Source organism: Microbispora amethystogenes, assembly GCF_016863015.1.
Classification (GTDB): Bacteria; Actinomycetota; Actinomycetes; order Streptosporangiales; family Streptosporangiaceae; genus Microbispora; species Microbispora amethystogenes.
In genome coordinates this window covers 1-16,246 of record NZ_BOOB01000032.1, presented here as the reverse complement: position 1 = coordinate 16,246, position 16,246 = coordinate 1, and the positions used below count along the sequence as shown (strand labels likewise).

The following is a 16,246-nucleotide window of genomic DNA, read 5'->3' as shown; positions in this document are numbered from 1 at the left end:
CCTGACGCGGCCTTCGACGCCGCCTTCTCCTCCGAGTAAGGCCTCACCCCCAGACGGCGGCCGCGGTGTCCCCACCGCGGCCGCCGTCTCATTTGGTGAAGATGTCTCATTTCGCGAAGAACACGACGGCCAGCAGGATCAGCACCACGAGTCCGGCGAGCACGACTCCCATCGTCACCAGCACCCGCACCCGCGTGCCGGGGTCCGGGCTGGAGGGGCCGCGCATCGCGAACAGGTCCGTGCCCAGGCTGCTCGACCCCGGCACGCCGTCAGCAGGCCCCACGGGACCCCCGGGGCCCTCCAGCGGACCGCCCGGACCCCCGGAATCGCCGCCCAGGCCGCCGGGCCAGGCGGGGCTTCCGGGCTCGGGAACCCCGGGACCGCCGGGATGCGCCGAGGGATGCGGGCCGAAATGCGGGCCAGAGCGTGGGCCTGCGTGTGGCCCGGGATGTGGGCCGGCGGATGGGCTGGCGGATGCACCTGCGTGTGGACCGGGGTGCGCAGGCGATTGCCCGGCGTGTGGGCCGGGATGCATCGGCGGTTGCCCGGAGGGCAGGAAGACGCTCCCCGCGCCGCGCTGCCCCGCGCCGCGCTGCCCCGCGCCGCGCTGCCCCGCGCCGCGCTGCCCCGCGCCTCCGTGCCCCGCGCTTCCGTGCCCCGCGCTTCCGTGCCCCGCGCTTCCGTGTCCTGTGCTGCCGTGCCCATAACCGATGTCGCCTGCCGCGTCGCGACCGGTGGCGTTGCCCGCGGCGGTGTGATCGGAGGCAGGGGCGGGGGTCGTGGCCGGCCCCCGGCCGGTCGTCCCCGGCAGCCTGCCGGGGACGGTGGTCTCATGCCTGCCGGCGGGATCGGAGCCGGCCTCGGGGCGTGGCGGATGAGGCACCCGCGACACGCCCGTCGGGCGGGCCACGACCATGGTGCGGTTCGCATCCTCCTCGTAACCACCCAGCACGCCGCCCGGCGCCCCGCTGCTGGGGGTCACGCCGCCCGGACTCGCGCCGGGTGGGGCCACGCTGCCAGGGGCCACGCCGCCCGGAGCCGTGTTGCCCGGAGCCGCGTCGGCTGGAGTCGCGCTGCCCGGAGTCGGGCTGCTGGGCGTCACGTCGGCTGGAGTCACGTCTGACGGGACGTTCCCGGGAGGCGAGGCGGCGGGTGCCGGGGCGGCGGGTGCCGGACGCGCGGGGGGAGCCTGGGCGGGGGCGGGTGAGGCGCCGGTGGGCGTGTCGGCGATCATCCGGAGCATCGCGGCGGCGCGCTCGGGCGTGAGGCGCGCCCTGTGGTCCTTCTCCAGCAGCCCTTCCAGCACCGGGCGCAGCGGCCCGGCCTGCGCGGGCGGGTCGGCGCTCTCGGTCATCAGCGCCGCGAGCGTCTCGCCCACCGTGGCCCGCTCGTACGCCGGCCGTCCCTCGACGGCGAAGTACAGCGTCGCGCCGAGCGACCACAGGTCCGACTCCGGGCCGGTGTGATCACCTCGCGCCCGCTCCGGGGCGGTGTATCCCGGGGAGCCGATGACCATGCCCGTCTGTGTGAGGGCGGTGTCGCCGACGGCCTTGGCGATGCCGAAGTCGGTCAGGACGACCCGGCCCGTCTCGGTCAGCAGGACGTTCGCCGGTTTCACGTCCCGGTGCAGGATGTGCTGCGCGTGCGCGGCCCGCAGCGCGCTGAGCAGGTCACAGCCGATCTCCGCCACCAGGCGCGGCGGCAGGGGCCCCTCCTCGTCGATCACCTGCTCCAGCGGCCGGCCCTCGACCAGTTCCATGATGATCCACGGGATGCCGTCGGCCAGGATGACGTCGTGGATCGTGGCGACGGAGGGATGGCTGACGCGGGCCGCCATGCGGCCCTCACGCAGCATGCGTTCGCGCAGCTCCTGGCGTTGCCGGGGGCTCAGTGCCGGATCCTGGCGGATCTCCTTGACCGCGATCTCCCGGTCCAGCGACCGGTCGTACGCTCGCCAGACCGTGCCCATGGTGCCCCGACCGATGCGGACGCGTAGCTCGTAGCGCTCAGCGAGCATCCGCCCATGCTGTTCCGGCATGAGAAGAAAGATAGCGATTCCGCCTTGAAAAGCGCTTTCCTGTTACTTGATAAAAATCCTCGGCCAGTACCGGCGCGGCAGCAGGATCTTGATCATCTTGGCCACGTGCCGCATCATGGGGATGCGCACGACCTGCTGGAAAGCCGGCTCCGGCGGCTTGCGGTGGAGTCCCTCGCTCGGCCGCCGCCGCTGTGACGGCACGGCCGCGACGTCGCCGGTGCTGCCCAGATCGCGGGGATAGGCGAGGTGCCGGCCCGACTGTCCGTAGAAGGTGTGCGGTCCGCTGTGCCGGAACTGACCGCTGTGCCCGTACGGCCCGGTCTGGCCGTAGGACCCCGACTGGCCGTAGGACTGGCCGTAGGGCCCGGTCTGCCCGTACTGGCCGGCAGGCGGGAAGGACGAGCCGCTCGGGCCGTACGCCTCGTAGGAGCCGGACGGATCGTACGCCCCGCCCGCCTGGTACGGCTGGCCGTACGGCCCCGACTGCCGGTGCGGCCCGGAGTCGCGGTCGCGTGGAGTCACCTTGGGCGCCGGTCGGGGCGCCGGCCGCGACTCGGCGCGGTGCTGGCCCCGGTGCTGCCCCCGGGGCGGGTTGCGATGCGGCGGCTTGCGGCTGCTCGGGGGAGCGGGCGCGGTGGGCGGCGGCGAGGGCCGTCCGCCACGGAAGGGAGAGGCGAGCGGATCGTCGACCACGCCTCCGGCCGCGACCCTGGACAGGACGTGCGCGGCGCGCACGCCGTCGATCCTGGCCGCCGGGTCGATCTGCAGCAGCCCCCGCAGGACCGGCGCGAGCGGCCCGGCCTTCTCCATCGGGATGGGCGCCCCGCTGGTCAGCGCCGCGAGCGCCGCCGCCGCCGTACGGCGGCCGTGCAGGCCGCGCCCCTCGACGGCGGTGTAGAGGGTCGCACCGAGCGACCACAGGTCGGCGGCCGGGCTCGCCCGGTCGCCGAGGACGCGTTCGGGGGAGATGTACCCGGCGGAGCCGAGCACGATCCCCGCCTGGGTGATGGACGCGTCGCCCTCCAGGGCGGCGAGCCCGAAGTCGGTCAGCACCGCCCGGTCGTCGTCGGTCACCAGCACGTTGCTGGGCTTGACGTCGCGGTGGAGGATGCCCTTGCCGTGCACGGCCCGCAGCGCGCCGAGGACCTGCCGCCCGATGTCGGCGACCCGGCGCGGCGGCAACGGGCCCTCCTGGCGGATGAGCTCCTCCAGCGACCGCGCCCGGAGCAGCTCCATCACGATCCACGGCCGGTCGTCCTCGGTGATGACGTCGAAGACCGTGATGACCGAGGGGTGGGCGACCATGGCGGTCGCCCGGCCCTCGCGCTCGGTGCGCGCGCACAGCTCCGCCCGCAGCTCCTCGTCGAGGACCAGCGGAAGCCGCACCTCCTTGACCGCCACCTCGCGGTCGAGCAGCTCGTCACGCGCCCGCCACACAGTGCCCATGCCGCCGCGCCCGACCGGCTCGATAAGCCGATAGCGCGCGGCTAGCAGGTATCCGGACGGCGCACGCATGAGGGGCAGCTTACCGATTTGTGCCATGCGACCTGTAGAGACCATGCCGGGAAATTGTTGAGATCTTCTGTCAAAGATCCTGACAACGTCCCGGTCGGGTCAGCGGCGGCCGATGGTAAGGACGGGCCCGGTGGTGTCGGTGAAGAAGTCGTCGCCCTTGTCGTCGACGACGATGAAGGCGGGGAAGTCGACGACCTCGATTTTCCAGACCGCTTCCATTCCCAGCTCCGGATATTCCAGGACATCAACCTTCTTGATGCAGTCCTGGGCCAGCCGGGCGGCCGGGCCGCCGATGGAGCCGAGGTAGAAGCCGCCGTACTTCTGGCACGCCTCGGTGACCTGCTTGGACCGGTTGCCCTTGGCCAGCATCACCATCGAGCCGCCCGCCGCCTGGAAGCGCTCGACGTACGAGTCCATCCGGCCCGCCGTCGTGGGGCCGAAGGAGCCGGACGCGTAGCCCTCGGGGGTCTTGGCCGGGCCGGCGTAGTAGACGGCGTGGTCCTTCATGTACTGCGGCATGTCCTCGCCGGCGTCGAGCCGCTCGGCGATCTTCGCGTGCGCGATGTCGCGGGCGACCACGAGCGGCCCGGTGAGCGACAGCCGCGTCTTCACCGGATATCTGCTCAGCTCGGCGAGGATCTCCGGCATCGGGCGGTTCAGGTCGATGCTCACCACGTCGCCGCCGAGGTGCTCGTCGGTGGTGTCGGGGAGGAACCGGGCGGGGTCGGTCTCCAGCTGTTCGAGGAACACCCCCTCCGGCGTGATCTTCGCCAGCGCCTGCCGGTCCGCGCTGCAGCTCACCGCGATCGCGACCGGGCAGGACGCGCCGTGCCGGGGCAGCCGGATCACCCGCACGTCGTGGCAGAAGTACTTGCCGCCGAACTGCGCGCCGATGCCCAGCTTCTGGGTCAGCTCGAAGACCTTCTTCTCCATCTCCAGGTCGCGGAATCCGTGGCCGCTCGCCGAGCCCTCGGCGGGGATGGAGTCCAGATAACGGGCCGAGGCGTACTTCGCCGTCTTCAGCGCGTACTCGGCGCTGGTGCCGCCCACGACGATCGCCAGATGGTACGGCGGGCAGGCGGCGGTGCCGAGCGAGCGGATCTTCTCCTCCAGGAAGGCGAGCATCCGCTTCTCGTTGAGCACCGCCTTCGTCTCCTGGTAGAGGAACGACTTGTTGGCCGAGCCGCCGCCCTTGGCCATGAAGAGGAACTTGTACTCGTCCGGGTGACCGCTTGGGTCCTCGGCGTACAGCTCGATCTGCGCCGGCAGGTTGGAGCCGGTGTTCTTCTCGTCCCACATCGTCAGCGGCGCCATCTGCGAGTAACGCAGGTTGAGCCGCGTGTAGGCGTCGTACACGCCCCGGCTGAGGTGCTCGGCGTCGCGGCCGTCGGTCAGCACGTGCCGGCCGCGCTTGCCCATCACGATCGCGGTGCCGGTGTCCTGGCACATCGGCAGCACGCCGCCGGCCGAGATGCTCGCGTTCTTCAGCAGGTCGAGGGCCACGAAGCGGTCGTTGCCGCTGGACTCGGGGTCGTCCACGATCTTGCGGAGCTGGGCCAGGTGGGACGCGCGCAGATAGTGCGAGATGTCGTGGATCGCGGTCTCGGTGAGCAGCCGCAGCGCCTCCGGCTCGACCTCCAGGAACCTGCGCCCGGCCGCCTCGGTGACCCGCACCCCCTCGCTGGTGATCAGGCGGTATTCCGTCTCGTCGGGTCCCAGCGGGAGCAGGTCGGTGTAGTCGAACTCCGGCATCGTCCTCGGTCCTCGTGGTCTGCCTCGTCGGGCGCGCCCGCCGCGCGGGCCGTCCATGTCCTGTCCGTGTCCCTGCACAGCGTACGGCGAACGGGCGATGGTCATTATGCCCGGGCCATGAATAGGTTTTGAAGAAATTCAACCAGACGATATGCACACAAAGCGGGATAATCGAGACGGGACGAGAGGAGGGGCCATGAACGGCGAAGTCATCGTAATGATCATATTCGCGATCGGCATCCTCGTGGCCCTGGCGCTGTCGCTGCTCGCGCTCGTGCTGCGGCAGGTCAGAGAGGGCGAGATGACCTGGTTGGTTCCGTCCGGCGCGGCGCGTGACCGGTCGCGCGACGGCTCGCAGGACGGCTCGCGGCCCCCGTCACCGGACGCCGAGGCCGGGGTGAACGGAGCCCGAGAGCGATTCCGCTGACGACGAGGGCCGCTCCGGCGAGGTCGGCCGGGGTGGGTACGGCGATCCCGAGGAGGGCGGCCGTGGTGATCGCCCCGACGGGGACCATCCCGGCGAACAGCCCGGCCCGGTCGGGCCCCAGGCGGGGCAGCGAGCGGTACCACAGGAAGAACGCCACGGTCGTCACGACGAGGGCGAGGTAGGCGAAACCCGCCACCTCGGCAGGGGTGGGTGTCCGCAGCACGTTCCGGCCGTCCAGGGCCAGCCCGGCGGCCAGCAGGAGCGGCACGGCGAGCACGGCCGACCAGGCCGACAGCCGCACGGGCCCGATCAGCGGCAGCAGGGGCAGGGCCAGCAGCGAGAAGCACAGCTCGCAGGCGAGCGCGCCGAGCGACCACAGCAGGCCGGGCAGGTTGCCGCTGCCGGCGCCCGTCGCGAGAAGGGCCCCGGCGGCCACCACCAGGCCCGCTGCGACGACGCGCGGGGACGGCCGTCCGCCCGTGGCCATCGGGCCCACGAGGGCGAGCGCCAGCGGCACGGTGCCGAGGACGATGCCGGGCAGCGCGGGGCCGGACGCCCGAGCCGCCTCGACGACGCACACGTTGAACAGCGCCAGCCCCGTCAGCGACAACGTGGCGAGCAGCCCCCACTGCCGCGGCCGGAGCCGTACGGGGCCGAGGCCGCGTGCGCGGGCGGCGGCGAGCAGGACCACGGCGGCGAGGGCGTAGCGGAGCGCCTGGCCGCCGTAGACCGGATAGTCCGCGATCGCCCCGGAGACCGCGGCCAGCGTCCCCACGAGGAACATCGCCCCCGCGGCCCCCGTCGTATAGGTGTTCACGTCTGGCGATCCTAGGAAGCCGTTGGTCCCCACCACCGGTCCAATCGGACGGCGTTATGGTGGTCCAATGGCCGATCTTCACCTGGTGGTCGACCGGAACGGCGGCGGGCTCGCCGCGCAGATCGCCCGCGAGGTGCGCGAGGCGGTGCGCTCCGGGCGGCTCGGCCCGGGCGCCCGCCTGCCGGCCACCCGTGACCTCGCCCGCGATCTCGGCCTGTCGCGCGGCGTCGTCGTGGAGGCGTACGAGCAGCTTGTGGCCGAGGGGGTGCTCGAAAGCCGGACCGGCGCCGGGACCCGGGTCGCGGCGGGGGCCGGGCGGCACGCCGCGACGGAGCCGGCCGGGCGGGAGGGGGAGGGCCGGCCCCACTACGGGCACCGGCCCACGTCGCCGGATCTCGGCGCCTTCCCCCGGCAGGCCTGGCTGGCGGCCGTCCGCCACGTCCTCGCCACGCTGCCGAACGACGCGCTCGACTACGGCGATCCCGGCGGAGTGCCCGCCCTGCGCCGTGAGCTCGCGGCGTACCTGGGCCGGGTGCGCGCCGCCGACGTGACGCCGGACGACGTCGTGGTCCTCACCGGGATGGCCCAGGGGCTCAGCCTCGTCCTGCACGCCCTGGCCCGCGAGCGGGGCCGCGACGTCGTCCTGGCCGTCGAGGACCCGACGAGCGGGCGGCAGCTTCCGCTGCTCCGCCGGACCGGGGCGCGGCTCGTCCCGGTGCGCGTCGACGGGGAGGGGATCGTCGTCGACGACCTCCCGGCCGAGGCCGACGCCGTCCTCGTGACCCCCGCGCACCAGTACCCCACCGGCGTCGTACTGTCCCCGGGCCGCCGCGCCGCCCTGATCGCCTGGGCCGCCCGCACCGGCGCTCTTGTGCTGGAGGACGACTACGACGCCGAGTTCCGCTTCGACCGCGATCCCGTCGGGTGCCTGCAGGGGCTCGCGCCCGGCCGGGTCGTGCTCGCGGGCAGCGTGAGCAAGGCCCTCGCCCCGGGGCTGCGGCTCGGCTGGATCGCCGCGCCGCCCGGCCTCGCCCGCGCCGTACGGCTCGCGCGTGAGGAGTTCGACCTCGGTTCTCCGGTCATCGAGCAGTACGCGCTCGCCCACCTGATCGCCAGTGGCGGGTACGACCGGCACCTGCGCCGGATGCGCAGGGAGTACCGGCGGCGCAGGGACGCGCTCGTCGGCGCGCTCGCCGAGCACCTGCCCCGGCTCGCCGTACGCGGCATCTCGGCCGGGCTGCACCTCTACGCGGTGACCGACCCGAAGACCGACGACGGGACGGACGCGTCCGGCCTGGCCGAGGCGGCCCGGGCGGCCGGCCTGTCGGCCGAGGTCGCGACCCCGGCCCTCGGGACGGGGGAAGGGCGGCCGGCGGGGCTCGTGATCGGGTTCGCCCGCCTGCCCGCCCACCGCGTCCGGGAGGCCGTGCGCGCGATGGCCGAGGGCGTCAGGACGCGATAGGGGCCGTCGTGGCGGCGCTCCCGGCCGTACGCGGCTGGAAGCCCCGGGCGAGCAGGATGATCGCGGCGGCCAGCACGAGCGGCGCGGCGAAGGCGACCTGGTAGCCGGAGGCGTCGGCGATGCCGCCGACGAGGGCGGCGCCGACGACGAACCCCACGTAGTTGAACATGTTGACCCGGGCGATGGCCACGCCTGTGCCCGCCGGGTCGAGGCGGCCGGCCGCGCTGAACGACTGCGGGGCGACCACCGACAGGCCGATCCCGGTGAGGGCGAAGCCCGCGATGGCCGCGGGCGCCGACGGAGCCGCCACGATCGCGACGAAGCCCAGCGTCGCGACGGCGCCGCCCGCGCGCACGATCGCCGCGGAGCCGAACCTGCGCACCGCGAGATCGCCCCCGACGCGGACGAGGAACGTCGTGAGCTGGTACGCCCCGAGGGCCAGCGGGATCACGGGCGTGGCGGCGTGCACGACCCGGTCCATGAAGACGGAGCCGAAGTTGGAGATCGACGAGTCGCCCACGTAGAGGAACGCCATCGCGAGGCAGAGCGGAATGATGGGACGCCACGCCACCTTCGACTTGGCCGTCGTCTCCTCCGCCGGGGACCCGGCACGGTGGCGGTGCTCCTCGCCCGGGAGGTAGAGCCAGGCCGAGGCGACCAGCGCGACGGCGACGGCCGGGACGAGGGCGATCGCGAAGGTGGCGGGCAGCCCGAGGCCGATCCCGGCCGCCGCCGACGCCCACACCGCGCCGGCGACCGCCGCCGCGCTCCACAGCGCGTGGAATCCGGTGAGCACCGCCCGGCCGTACTCCCGCTCGACCGCCACGCCCTGCATGTTCATGCCCGCGTCCACCCCGCCCAGGCCGAGGCCGAACAGGACGTTCGCCACGACGAGCGCGGGGACGTTCGGCGCGAGCCCGGCGAGCACCACGGCCGCGCAGGCGAGTGGTTGCGCGAGGCGCAGCACCAGGCGGCTGCCGTACCGGGAGGCGGCGGCGCCCGCGAGCACGCTCCCGCCGCCCGCGATCACCGGCACGACCAGGAGCAGGATGGACAGCTCACCGTCGGTGAGACCATGCTTGCGTTGCAGCGTGGCCACCTGGGTGAGCAGCGTGGCGAAGGTGAGGCCCTGGACGGCGAACACCGCGAAGGCGGCGAGCCGGGCCCGCCGGTCACGCGGCGTGGGCACCGTGCCCCCGATCGTGCGCACACAGGCGGCGAGTCCCGCGGACGGCGACCCTCACGGACATTGCGACCCTCACGGACATTGGGCCTCCGCGAACATGAGGACAGTTCAGGTTTTCGCCAGCGTAGGAGCCGCGCCGCGCCCGGTCAATGGTCGGGACGGCGGGAGACTGGGAGGCGCGCCGTGGACCGCATACCCTCGAAGATGTGAGCAGCGAGTCCTCAGCCGCGAAGTGGATCAGCACCTTCCTCGCGTCGCGCGCTCCCGGCACCTCGGGCGGTCCCGCCGCGTCCGATCCCGGGCTGATGCGCGCGTCGGACGCCGACCGGGAGCGGGTCGTCACAGTGCTGACGGACGCCGTCATCGACGGACGCCTGACCCCGCTGGAGCACGAGGAACGGGTGGAGCGCGTCTGGGCCGCCCGGACCCTCGGCGAGCTGGCCGAGCTGACTGTGGACCTGCTGCCGCCGGAGAGCCAGCCGTTCCGCATGGACAGCCGTCCCGTCACCGCCTTCTTCCGTACGGAGACGCGCGGCGGCCGGTGGGTGGTGCCCTCGCAGATCCCGGTGACGTCGCTGGGCGGCACGGTCTCGATGGACCTGTGCGAGGCGCTGCTCCAGTCGCGGCACGTGGTGGTCCAGCTCGCCGTCATGGCCGGCACGGTCAACCTGACGGTTCCCGAAGGCGTGCGGATCGTGACCGCCCCGGACGCCCGCGTGCGGTCCTTCCGGAACGAGGTGCGGCTCCCGCCGGGCGCGACCGGCCACGCGCCGGACGCGCCCGTGATCGAGCTCGCCGGGTTCGTCTTCGGCGGCAAGGTCGTCGCCCGTTCGCCGAAGCGCCCCCGCCGCCGACTGTTCGGCCGGTGAGCCTGGTTCAGACCGCCGTGTCGAAGTTGATCGCGCTGTAGGCGCCGAGCTTCCAGAGCTGGTGCTCGCTCTCGATCTTCCGGATCGTCCCGGAACGTCCCCGCATCACGAGGGAGTGCGTCACCGCCGCGCCGCCTTGGAACCGCACGCCGTGCATCAGCTCGCCGTCGGTGATGCCCGTGGCGGCGAAGAACACGTCGTCGGAGCGTACGAGGTCGTCGGTGGTGAGCACTCGGTTCAGGTCGAGCCCGGCGTCGAGGGCCCGGAGGCGCTCGTCGTCGTCGCGCGGCCACAGCTTGCCCTGGATCACCCCGCCCATGCACTTGAGCGCGCAGGCGGCGACGATGCCCTCCGGGGTGCCGCCGATGCCGAGCATGAGGTCGACGCCCGTGCCGGTGCGGGCGGCCATGATCGCGCCGGCCACGTCGCCGTCGGTGATGAAGCGGATCCGGGCCCCGGTCTCCCGGATCTCCTTGACGACGCGCTCGTGCCGGGGCCGGTCCAGGATCACCACGGTCACGTCGGACGGTTTGGCGCCTTTGGCCCGCGCCACGGCCCGGATGTTGTCGGCCACCGGAGCGTCGATGTTCACCTGCCCGGCCGCCTCCGGACCGGTGACGAGCTTCTCCATGTAGAAGACCGCGGACGGGTCGTACATCGAGCCGCGCTCGCTCACCGCGATCACGGAGATCGCGTTGTTCATGCCGAGCGCGCACAGCCGGGTGCCGTCGATCGGGTCCACGGCCACATCGCACTCGGGCCCGGTCCCGTCGCCGACCCGCTCGCCGTTGTACAGCATCGGGGCGTTGTCCTTCTCGCCCTCGCCGATCACCACGGCGCCCTTCATCGAGACCGTGTTGATCAGCTGGCGCATGGCGTTGACGGCGGCGCCGTCCGCGCCGTTCTTGTCCCCGCGCCCCACCCAGCGGGCCGCGGCCATCGCCGCCGCCTCGGTCACCCTCACCAGTTCGAGAGCCAGGTTGCGGTCGGGCGCGCGTTCTCCCGCCGCCAGTGCCGCCGGTACGTGATCAGCCATTGATCCCCTCACGTCGCAAGCTCCACTATGGGCGATCGTAGTGTGCGAAGGGTGCTCTTGTCCGATTGGTCTGAACCTGTTGGGCCAGGTAGGAGGCCGTTCGCGGCGTGCACCGCTGGAAGTGACGGTCGTGGACGGCGGGCGGGGATATCGTCGCCGCATGAGCGGCGACATCGGACAACCCCCAGTACGACAACCCGAGCGGCCCGTCGCGACGCGTACGTCGGACCGTGGGGCGGCGACGAGGGTCGCGCTCCTGGACGCCGCCAAGGAGACCTTCGTCACCAGCGGCTTCGCGGAGGCCGGTGTGACCGAGGTCGTGGCCCGGGCCGGTGCCAGCGTCGGCAGTCTCTACCACCACTTCTCGGGCAAGGCCGACCTCTATCTCACGTTGTTCGAGGAGTTCCAGAAGCGTCAGGCTCAGCGCACCCGGCAGGCCGTGCAGGAGGCGAGGGCGGCGGGGGAGACCGACCCGATGCCCCAGTTCCTCGCCGCCGCCCGCGCCTACCTGGAGGGCTGCCTCGCCGAGCGCGACCTCGCCGCGCTCTTCCTGCGGGGTGACGCGCCCCCCGGGTTCGAGGTCGTCATGCGGGAACGGCTCCGGCAGTGGGCACGGCGCACCGCCGCCCTGTTCGAGCATGAGGACGCGCTGGTCCTGGTCGTCACTGGCGCCCTCGCGGCGGTCGTGCAGGAGGTGACCTTGTCCGACGACCCGGAGGCGGCCCGGAGGATGGCCGAGGACGCTCTTCGCATCATTGGCAATATCCGGCATCCCTGACCGCCGGTACGGCGGGCGGCCACCCTGACGGCTAACGTGGCGTGACGTGGGACGATTCACCCAGGGTTTCTACGGCTACGCGTTCGCGCTCCTCGTCTGCATCGCCGGTGTGGGATTGTTCCTGCTCGTCACGCCGCAGAGCCGCACCGAGCACATCCCCCGGGTGCAGTACGGCATCGACCAGGCCAACGCGGTCCGCGCGGCTCCGTACGAGGTCGTGGCGCCGAGGCAGGTCCCGGCGAACTGGGTGCCCAACAGCTCGCGTCTGACCCAGGATGGCGGCGTCGTGACGTGGCGGCTGGGCTTCGCGACCGGCGAGCGGGAGCACGCCATGGTCGCCCAGAGCGACGAACGCCCGATCGCGGGGTTCGTCAACCGGATGACCAACACCGACAAGCCCGGCGGAAGCCGCCAGATCGACGGCGTGACCTGGGAGGAGCGGGTGCGGCCGGACAAGAACCAGCGGTCGCTGGTCCGCGTTCTCCCCGATCACGCGGTGGTCGTCACCGGAACGGCCGGCTGGAGCGAACTGAGCGCCCTCGTCCACACCCTCGCCCCACAGCCCACGCCCACCCCCGTGCCCTCCGCCTCGCCGGTCGCGACGACCGGCTGATCTCCTCGCGACGGCCTGAGGACGGCCCAGGGCGCGGCGAAGCGCGGCACCCCGGGGCGTCATGACGGGACGGGGCGAGGCGGCGCGCTTGGAGGGCGGGGGTCAGAAGGGGGCGTCCTCTGGGGCGCCCGGCTGGGGCTCCTGCCGCTGGGCCATCGCGGCGGCGAGCTTGGCGCGCGCGCCCTGGAGCCACTCCTCACAGACCGCGGCCAGTCGCTCGCCCCGTTCCCACAGCTCGATCGACTGCTCCAGCGTGAGCCCGCCGTTCTCCAGCCGCCGCACCACGTCGGTCAGCTGCTCGCGGGCCTGCTCGTACGACGGTGTCTCCCCATCCTGCGCGGAAGCATGTCCTTCCCGCGGGGGAGTCTGCCTGTCCTCGCTCACGTCACCTACCTTAGAGGCCGGGGCCGACACTTCGCGGCCTCATAGCGATGCCCGATTTGGGGATAAAAGTCCTGATTGGGTAGTTACTTAGGTGTACTAACCATCTGCGGGAGCTCTGGACCGGGAGGTCGTCTCCATGTGCGGAATCAGTGGCTGGGTGGACTACGGACGCGACCTCCGGGAGGAGCGGCAGACCGTCCAGGCGATGACGGACACGATGGCGTGCCGGGGGCCGGACGCCGAGGGAGCCTGGCTCGCGCCGCACGTCGCGTTCGGTCACCGGCGGCTCGCCGTCATCGACATCGAGGGCGGACGCCAGCCGATGACCGCCGAAGCCGACGGAGGGGTCCTGGCCGCCCTCACTTACAGCGGCGAGGTCTACAACTTCCAGGAGCTGCGCGACGAGCTCGTACGGCTCGGCCACGCCTTCCGGACCAGGAGCGACACCGAGGTCGTCCTGCGGGCGTACCTCGAATGGGGCGACGACTTCGTCTCCCGGCTCAACGGCATGTACGCCTTCGCGATCTGGGACACCCGCCGCGAGGAACTGCTGCTCGTACGCGACCGCATGGGCATCAAGCCGCTCTACTACTACCCGACGCCCGACGGGGTGCTGTTCGGCTCGGAGCCCAAGGCGATCCTGGCCAACCCGCTCGCCGAGCGGGTCGTCGACGCCGACGGCCTGCGGGAGATCCTGGCCTTCGTGAAGACCCCGGAGATCGCGGTCTTCCGCGGCATGCACGAGGTGCGGCCCGGCCAGGTGGTCAAGGTGCGCCGTGAGGGGCTGAGCAAGAGCCGCTACTGGCAGTTGGAGGCCCGCGAGCACACCGACGACCTGCCGACGACCATCCGGACCATCCGCGAACTGCTCGACGACATCGTCACGCGGCAGCTCATCTCCGACGTGCCGCTGTGCACGCTGCTGTCCGGCGGCCTCGACTCCAGCGTGGTCACCGCCCTCGCGGCCCGCGCGCTGCGCGGCCGGGGCACGGTGCGGTCGTTCTCGGTCGACTTCAGCGGCTACGCCGAGAACTTCCAGCCCGACGACATGCGCGACACTCCCGACACGCCGTACGTACGCGACGTGGTGCGGCACGTGGGCTCCGACCACACGGACATCGTGCTGGACTCGGCCGACCTGATGGACCCGGCCGTGCGCGCGGCCGTGCTGCGCGCGAGAGACCTGCCGCTCGGCATCGGCGACATGGACATCTCGCTCTACCTGCTCTTCAAGGCGATCAGGGAGCGCTCGACGGTCGCGCTGTCGGGGGAGTCCGCCGACGAGGTGTTCGGCGGATACCGGTGGTTCCACGACCCGGCGGCGGTCGGCGCGCACACCTTCCCGTGGCTCGCCGCCGCGCAGACCCAGACCGGCCTGAGCACCCGGGGCGAGTTCCTGAACGAGGAACTGCTGCACAAGCTCGACGTCCCGGCCTACCGCGCCGACAGCTATCAGCGCGCGCTGGCCGAGGTGCCCCGGGTGCCGGGGGAGACCGGGTTGCAGAGGCGGATGCGGGAGATCAGCTACCTGCACCTGACCCGGTTCGTGCAGGTCCTGCTGGACCGCAAGGACCGCATGAGCATGGCCGTGGGGCTGGAGGTCCGCGTGCCGTTCTGCGACCACCGCCTGGTCGACTACGTCTTCAACGCCCCCTGGGCCATGAAGACCTTCGACGGCCACGAGAAGAGCCTGCTGCGCGCCGCGACGGCCGACGTGCTGCCCCAGTCTGTGGTCGAACGACGCAAGGTGCCCTATCCCTCCACCCAGGACCCGGCGTACGAGCACGCGCTGCGCGCCGCCGTGGCCGACCTGCTGAGCGGAGAGCCGGCCATCGGCTGCCTGATCGACACCGCCAAGGTGCGGAGCATCCTCGCCCAGCCGGTGGGCGCCGTCAGTCTCCAGGGCTCCCGTACGGCGCTCGAAGGGCTGCTCCAGGTGAACGCCTGGCTCGACGCGTACGGCGTCCGGCTCGCCCTCTGACACCCGCCTGCCCGCCTGCCCGCCTGGCGGCCGGTCGGCCGTCAGGCGGGCGGGGCCTCGGGGTCGGCGGTCACCGTGACACGGTCGTCGGAGAAGCGGATGGTGAGCTCGTCTCCCGGCTTGACGTCGGCCGCCAGGCGGACGACCTCGCCCGACGGGCGCTGCGCGATGGCGTAACCGCGTTCCAGGGTCGCGGCGGGGGAGAGCGTCACGAGCCGGGCCGTGAGGTGTTCGAGCGAGTCGGCCGAGCGGTCCAGGGAGGCGGAAAGACACCGCCGGGACCGCTCGCGCAGCGCGTCGACCTGCTCGGCCCGCCGGTCGAGCTCCCGCACCGGATCGGCGAGCGACGGCCGCGAGCGGACGGACTCCAGCCAGGACAGCTCCCGCTCGACCCAGCCGCGCAGCACCCGGCGGCCCCGGTCCCTCAGCTGGTGGACCAGGGTGAGCTGCTCGCCCACGTCGGGCACGACCTTCTTGGCCGCGTCCGTCGGGGTGGAGGCGCGCACGTCGGCCACGAGATCCAGCAGCGGGCTGTCCTGCTCGTGGCCGATCGCGCTCACCACGGGCGTACGGCAGGCCGCCACGGCCCGCACCAGCGACTCGTCGGAGAAGGGCAGCAGGTCCTCCAGCGAGCCGCCGCCCCTGGCGATGACGATCACGTCGACCTCGTGGTCGGCGTCCAGCCTGCGCAGCGCCTCGGTCACCTCGCCCACCGCGTACGGCCCCTGCACGGCGACCTGCTCCACCCGGAACCGTACGGCGGGCCAACGGCGGCGGGCGTTCTCCAGCACGTCACGCTCGGCGGCGGAGTCGCGCCCGCAGATGAGCCCGACCGTCCCCGGCAGGAACGGCAGCCGTCTCTTCCGGTCCACGTTGAACAGGCCCTCGCCCGCCAGCACCTGCCGCAGCCGTTCGAGCCGGGCCAGCAGTTCGCCGATCCCCACCGGGCGGATCTCCAAGGCGGTGAAGGCGAACGACCCTCTGTTGACCCAGAAGTCCGGCTTGACGTGCACCACCACGCGTGCGCCGTCCACCGGGCGCGGCACGCTGGCCTCGTAGACGCCCCGGGCGCAGGTGACCCGCGCCGAGACGTTCGCCACCGGGTCGCGCAGGGTCAGGAAGACGGTGCCGCCACGTGCCGTCAGCTCGGTGATCTGCCCCTCGACCCAGACGGTGCCCAGCTTGCCGATCCACTGGGCGACCATCTGCAGCACCGACCTGATCGGCAGGGGCGCCTCCGGAGACGTCTTCGCGCTCAACCAGTCCTCCTCGCCTGGGCCCGGCGACCCTCGCCACCTCATCGCCCACGGTCATCGCCCACGGTCATCGCCCACGGTCATCGCCCACGGTCATCGCCCACGGTCATCGCCCACGGTCATCGCCCACGG

Annotated in this window: 13 protein-coding genes; 5 read left to right on the top strand and 8 right to left on the bottom strand. The window is 72.7% G+C overall.

Features of this window, described 5'->3' with window-relative positions:
• Positions 1 to 106: 106 nt before the first annotated feature.
• From Mam01_RS21360 to Mam01_RS21345, 4 genes are all read right to left on the bottom strand, one after another.
• Positions 107 to 2,038 (bottom strand): serine/threonine-protein kinase, encoded by a 1,932-nt coding sequence (locus tag Mam01_RS21360; RefSeq protein WP_204287010.1) that lies wholly within the window; start codon positions 2,036 to 2,038, stop codon positions 107 to 109.
• Between the two features lie 42 nt (positions 2,039 to 2,080).
• Complete coding sequence (locus Mam01_RS36810) at positions 2,081 to 3,553, bottom strand: serine/threonine-protein kinase (protein WP_239101497.1); 1,473 nt, start codon at positions 3,551 to 3,553, stop codon at positions 2,081 to 2,083.
• Positions 3,554 to 3,652: 99 nt separating this feature from the next.
• Complete coding sequence (locus tag Mam01_RS21350; protein ID WP_204287009.1) at positions 3,653 to 5,305, bottom strand: fumarate hydratase; 1,653 nt, start codon at positions 5,303 to 5,305, stop codon at positions 3,653 to 3,655.
• 287 nt (positions 5,306 to 5,592) lie between these two features.
• Entirely contained in the window at positions 5,593 to 6,549 is a 957-nt protein-coding gene (locus tag Mam01_RS21345) for a DMT family transporter (RefSeq protein WP_239101496.1), read from the bottom strand.
• 67 nt (positions 6,550 to 6,616) lie between these two features.
• Between Mam01_RS21345 and pdxR the strand changes: the two genes are divergently transcribed.
• On the top strand, positions 6,617 to 8,011 hold the full coding sequence (pdxR, locus tag Mam01_RS21340) for a MocR-like pyridoxine biosynthesis transcription factor PdxR (protein WP_204287008.1): 1,395 nt from the start codon (positions 6,617 to 6,619) through the stop codon (positions 8,009 to 8,011).
• Here the strand turns inward: pdxR and Mam01_RS21335 are convergent.
• Complete coding sequence (locus Mam01_RS21335; protein ID WP_239101495.1) at positions 7,998 to 9,221, bottom strand: MFS transporter; 1,224 nt, start codon at positions 9,219 to 9,221, stop codon at positions 7,998 to 8,000. The genes pdxR and Mam01_RS21335 overlap by 14 nt on opposite strands.
• 182 nt (positions 9,222 to 9,403) lie before the next feature.
• Between Mam01_RS21335 and Mam01_RS21330 the strand changes: the two genes are divergently transcribed.
• Positions 9,404 to 10,066 carry a DUF1707 SHOCT-like domain-containing protein gene (locus Mam01_RS21330; RefSeq protein WP_239101494.1) on the top strand — a complete coding sequence of 221 codons (663 nt, stop codon included), beginning with the start codon at positions 9,404 to 9,406 and terminating at the stop codon, positions 10,064 to 10,066.
• Between the two features lie 7 nt (positions 10,067 to 10,073).
• Here Mam01_RS21330 and glpX read toward each other — a convergent pair whose 3' ends face one another.
• Positions 10,074 to 11,102 carry a class II fructose-bisphosphatase gene (gene glpX, locus Mam01_RS21325; protein WP_150937816.1) on the bottom strand — a complete coding sequence of 343 codons (1,029 nt, stop codon included), beginning with the start codon at positions 11,100 to 11,102 and terminating at the stop codon, positions 10,074 to 10,076.
• Positions 11,103 to 11,262: 160 nt separating this feature from the next.
• Between glpX and Mam01_RS21320 the strand changes: the two genes are divergently transcribed.
• Positions 11,263 to 11,880: a TetR/AcrR family transcriptional regulator gene (locus Mam01_RS21320; RefSeq protein WP_204287007.1), complete on the top strand. Its 618-nt coding sequence runs from the start codon at positions 11,263 to 11,265 to the stop codon at positions 11,878 to 11,880.
• Between the two features lie 46 nt (positions 11,881 to 11,926).
• Positions 11,927 to 12,493: a DUF4245 domain-containing protein gene (locus tag Mam01_RS21315; protein WP_204287006.1), complete on the top strand. Its 567-nt coding sequence runs from the start codon at positions 11,927 to 11,929 to the stop codon at positions 12,491 to 12,493.
• A gap of 102 nt (positions 12,494 to 12,595) precedes the next feature.
• Here the strand turns inward: Mam01_RS21315 and Mam01_RS21310 are convergent, their stop codons facing one another.
• A complete protein-coding gene (locus Mam01_RS21310; protein ID WP_204287005.1) occupies positions 12,596 to 12,877 on the bottom strand; it encodes an exodeoxyribonuclease VII small subunit in 282 nt (93 codons plus the stop codon).
• A gap of 136 nt (positions 12,878 to 13,013) precedes the next feature.
• Here Mam01_RS21310 and asnB point away from each other — a divergent pair, with 136 nt between their 5' ends.
• Complete coding sequence (gene asnB, locus Mam01_RS21305) at positions 13,014 to 14,858, top strand: asparagine synthase (glutamine-hydrolyzing) (protein ID WP_204287004.1); 1,845 nt, start codon at positions 13,014 to 13,016, stop codon at positions 14,856 to 14,858.
• 41 nt (positions 14,859 to 14,899) lie between these two features.
• On the opposite strand, the gene xseA is transcribed toward asnB, so the two are convergent.
• Positions 14,900 to 16,117, bottom strand: a complete 1,218-nt coding sequence (xseA, locus tag Mam01_RS21300) for an exodeoxyribonuclease VII large subunit (RefSeq protein ID WP_204287003.1) — start codon at positions 16,115 to 16,117, stop codon at positions 14,900 to 14,902.
• Positions 16,118 to 16,246: the final 129 nt, after the last annotated feature.

Coding starts and splice junctions, on each gene's coding strand:
- Mam01_RS21360 (WP_204287010.1), bottom strand. CDS start 2,038: ATGCCGGAACAGCATGGGCGGATGCTCGCTGAGCGCTACGAGCTACGC.
- Mam01_RS36810 (WP_239101497.1), bottom strand. CDS start 3,553: ATGCGTGCGCCGTCCGGATACCTGCTAGCCGCGCGCTATCGGCTTATC.
- Mam01_RS21350 (WP_204287009.1), bottom strand. CDS start 5,305: ATGCCGGAGTTCGACTACACCGACCTGCTCCCGCTGGGACCCGACGAG.
- pdxR (WP_204287008.1), top strand. CDS start 6,617: ATGGCCGATCTTCACCTGGTGGTCGACCGGAACGGCGGCGGGCTCGCC.
- glpX (WP_150937816.1), bottom strand. CDS start 11,102: ATGGCTGATCACGTACCGGCGGCACTGGCGGCGGGAGAACGCGCGCCC.
- Mam01_RS21320 (WP_204287007.1), top strand. CDS start 11,263: ATGAGCGGCGACATCGGACAACCCCCAGTACGACAACCCGAGCGGCCC.
- asnB (WP_204287004.1), top strand. CDS start 13,014: ATGTGCGGAATCAGTGGCTGGGTGGACTACGGACGCGACCTCCGGGAG.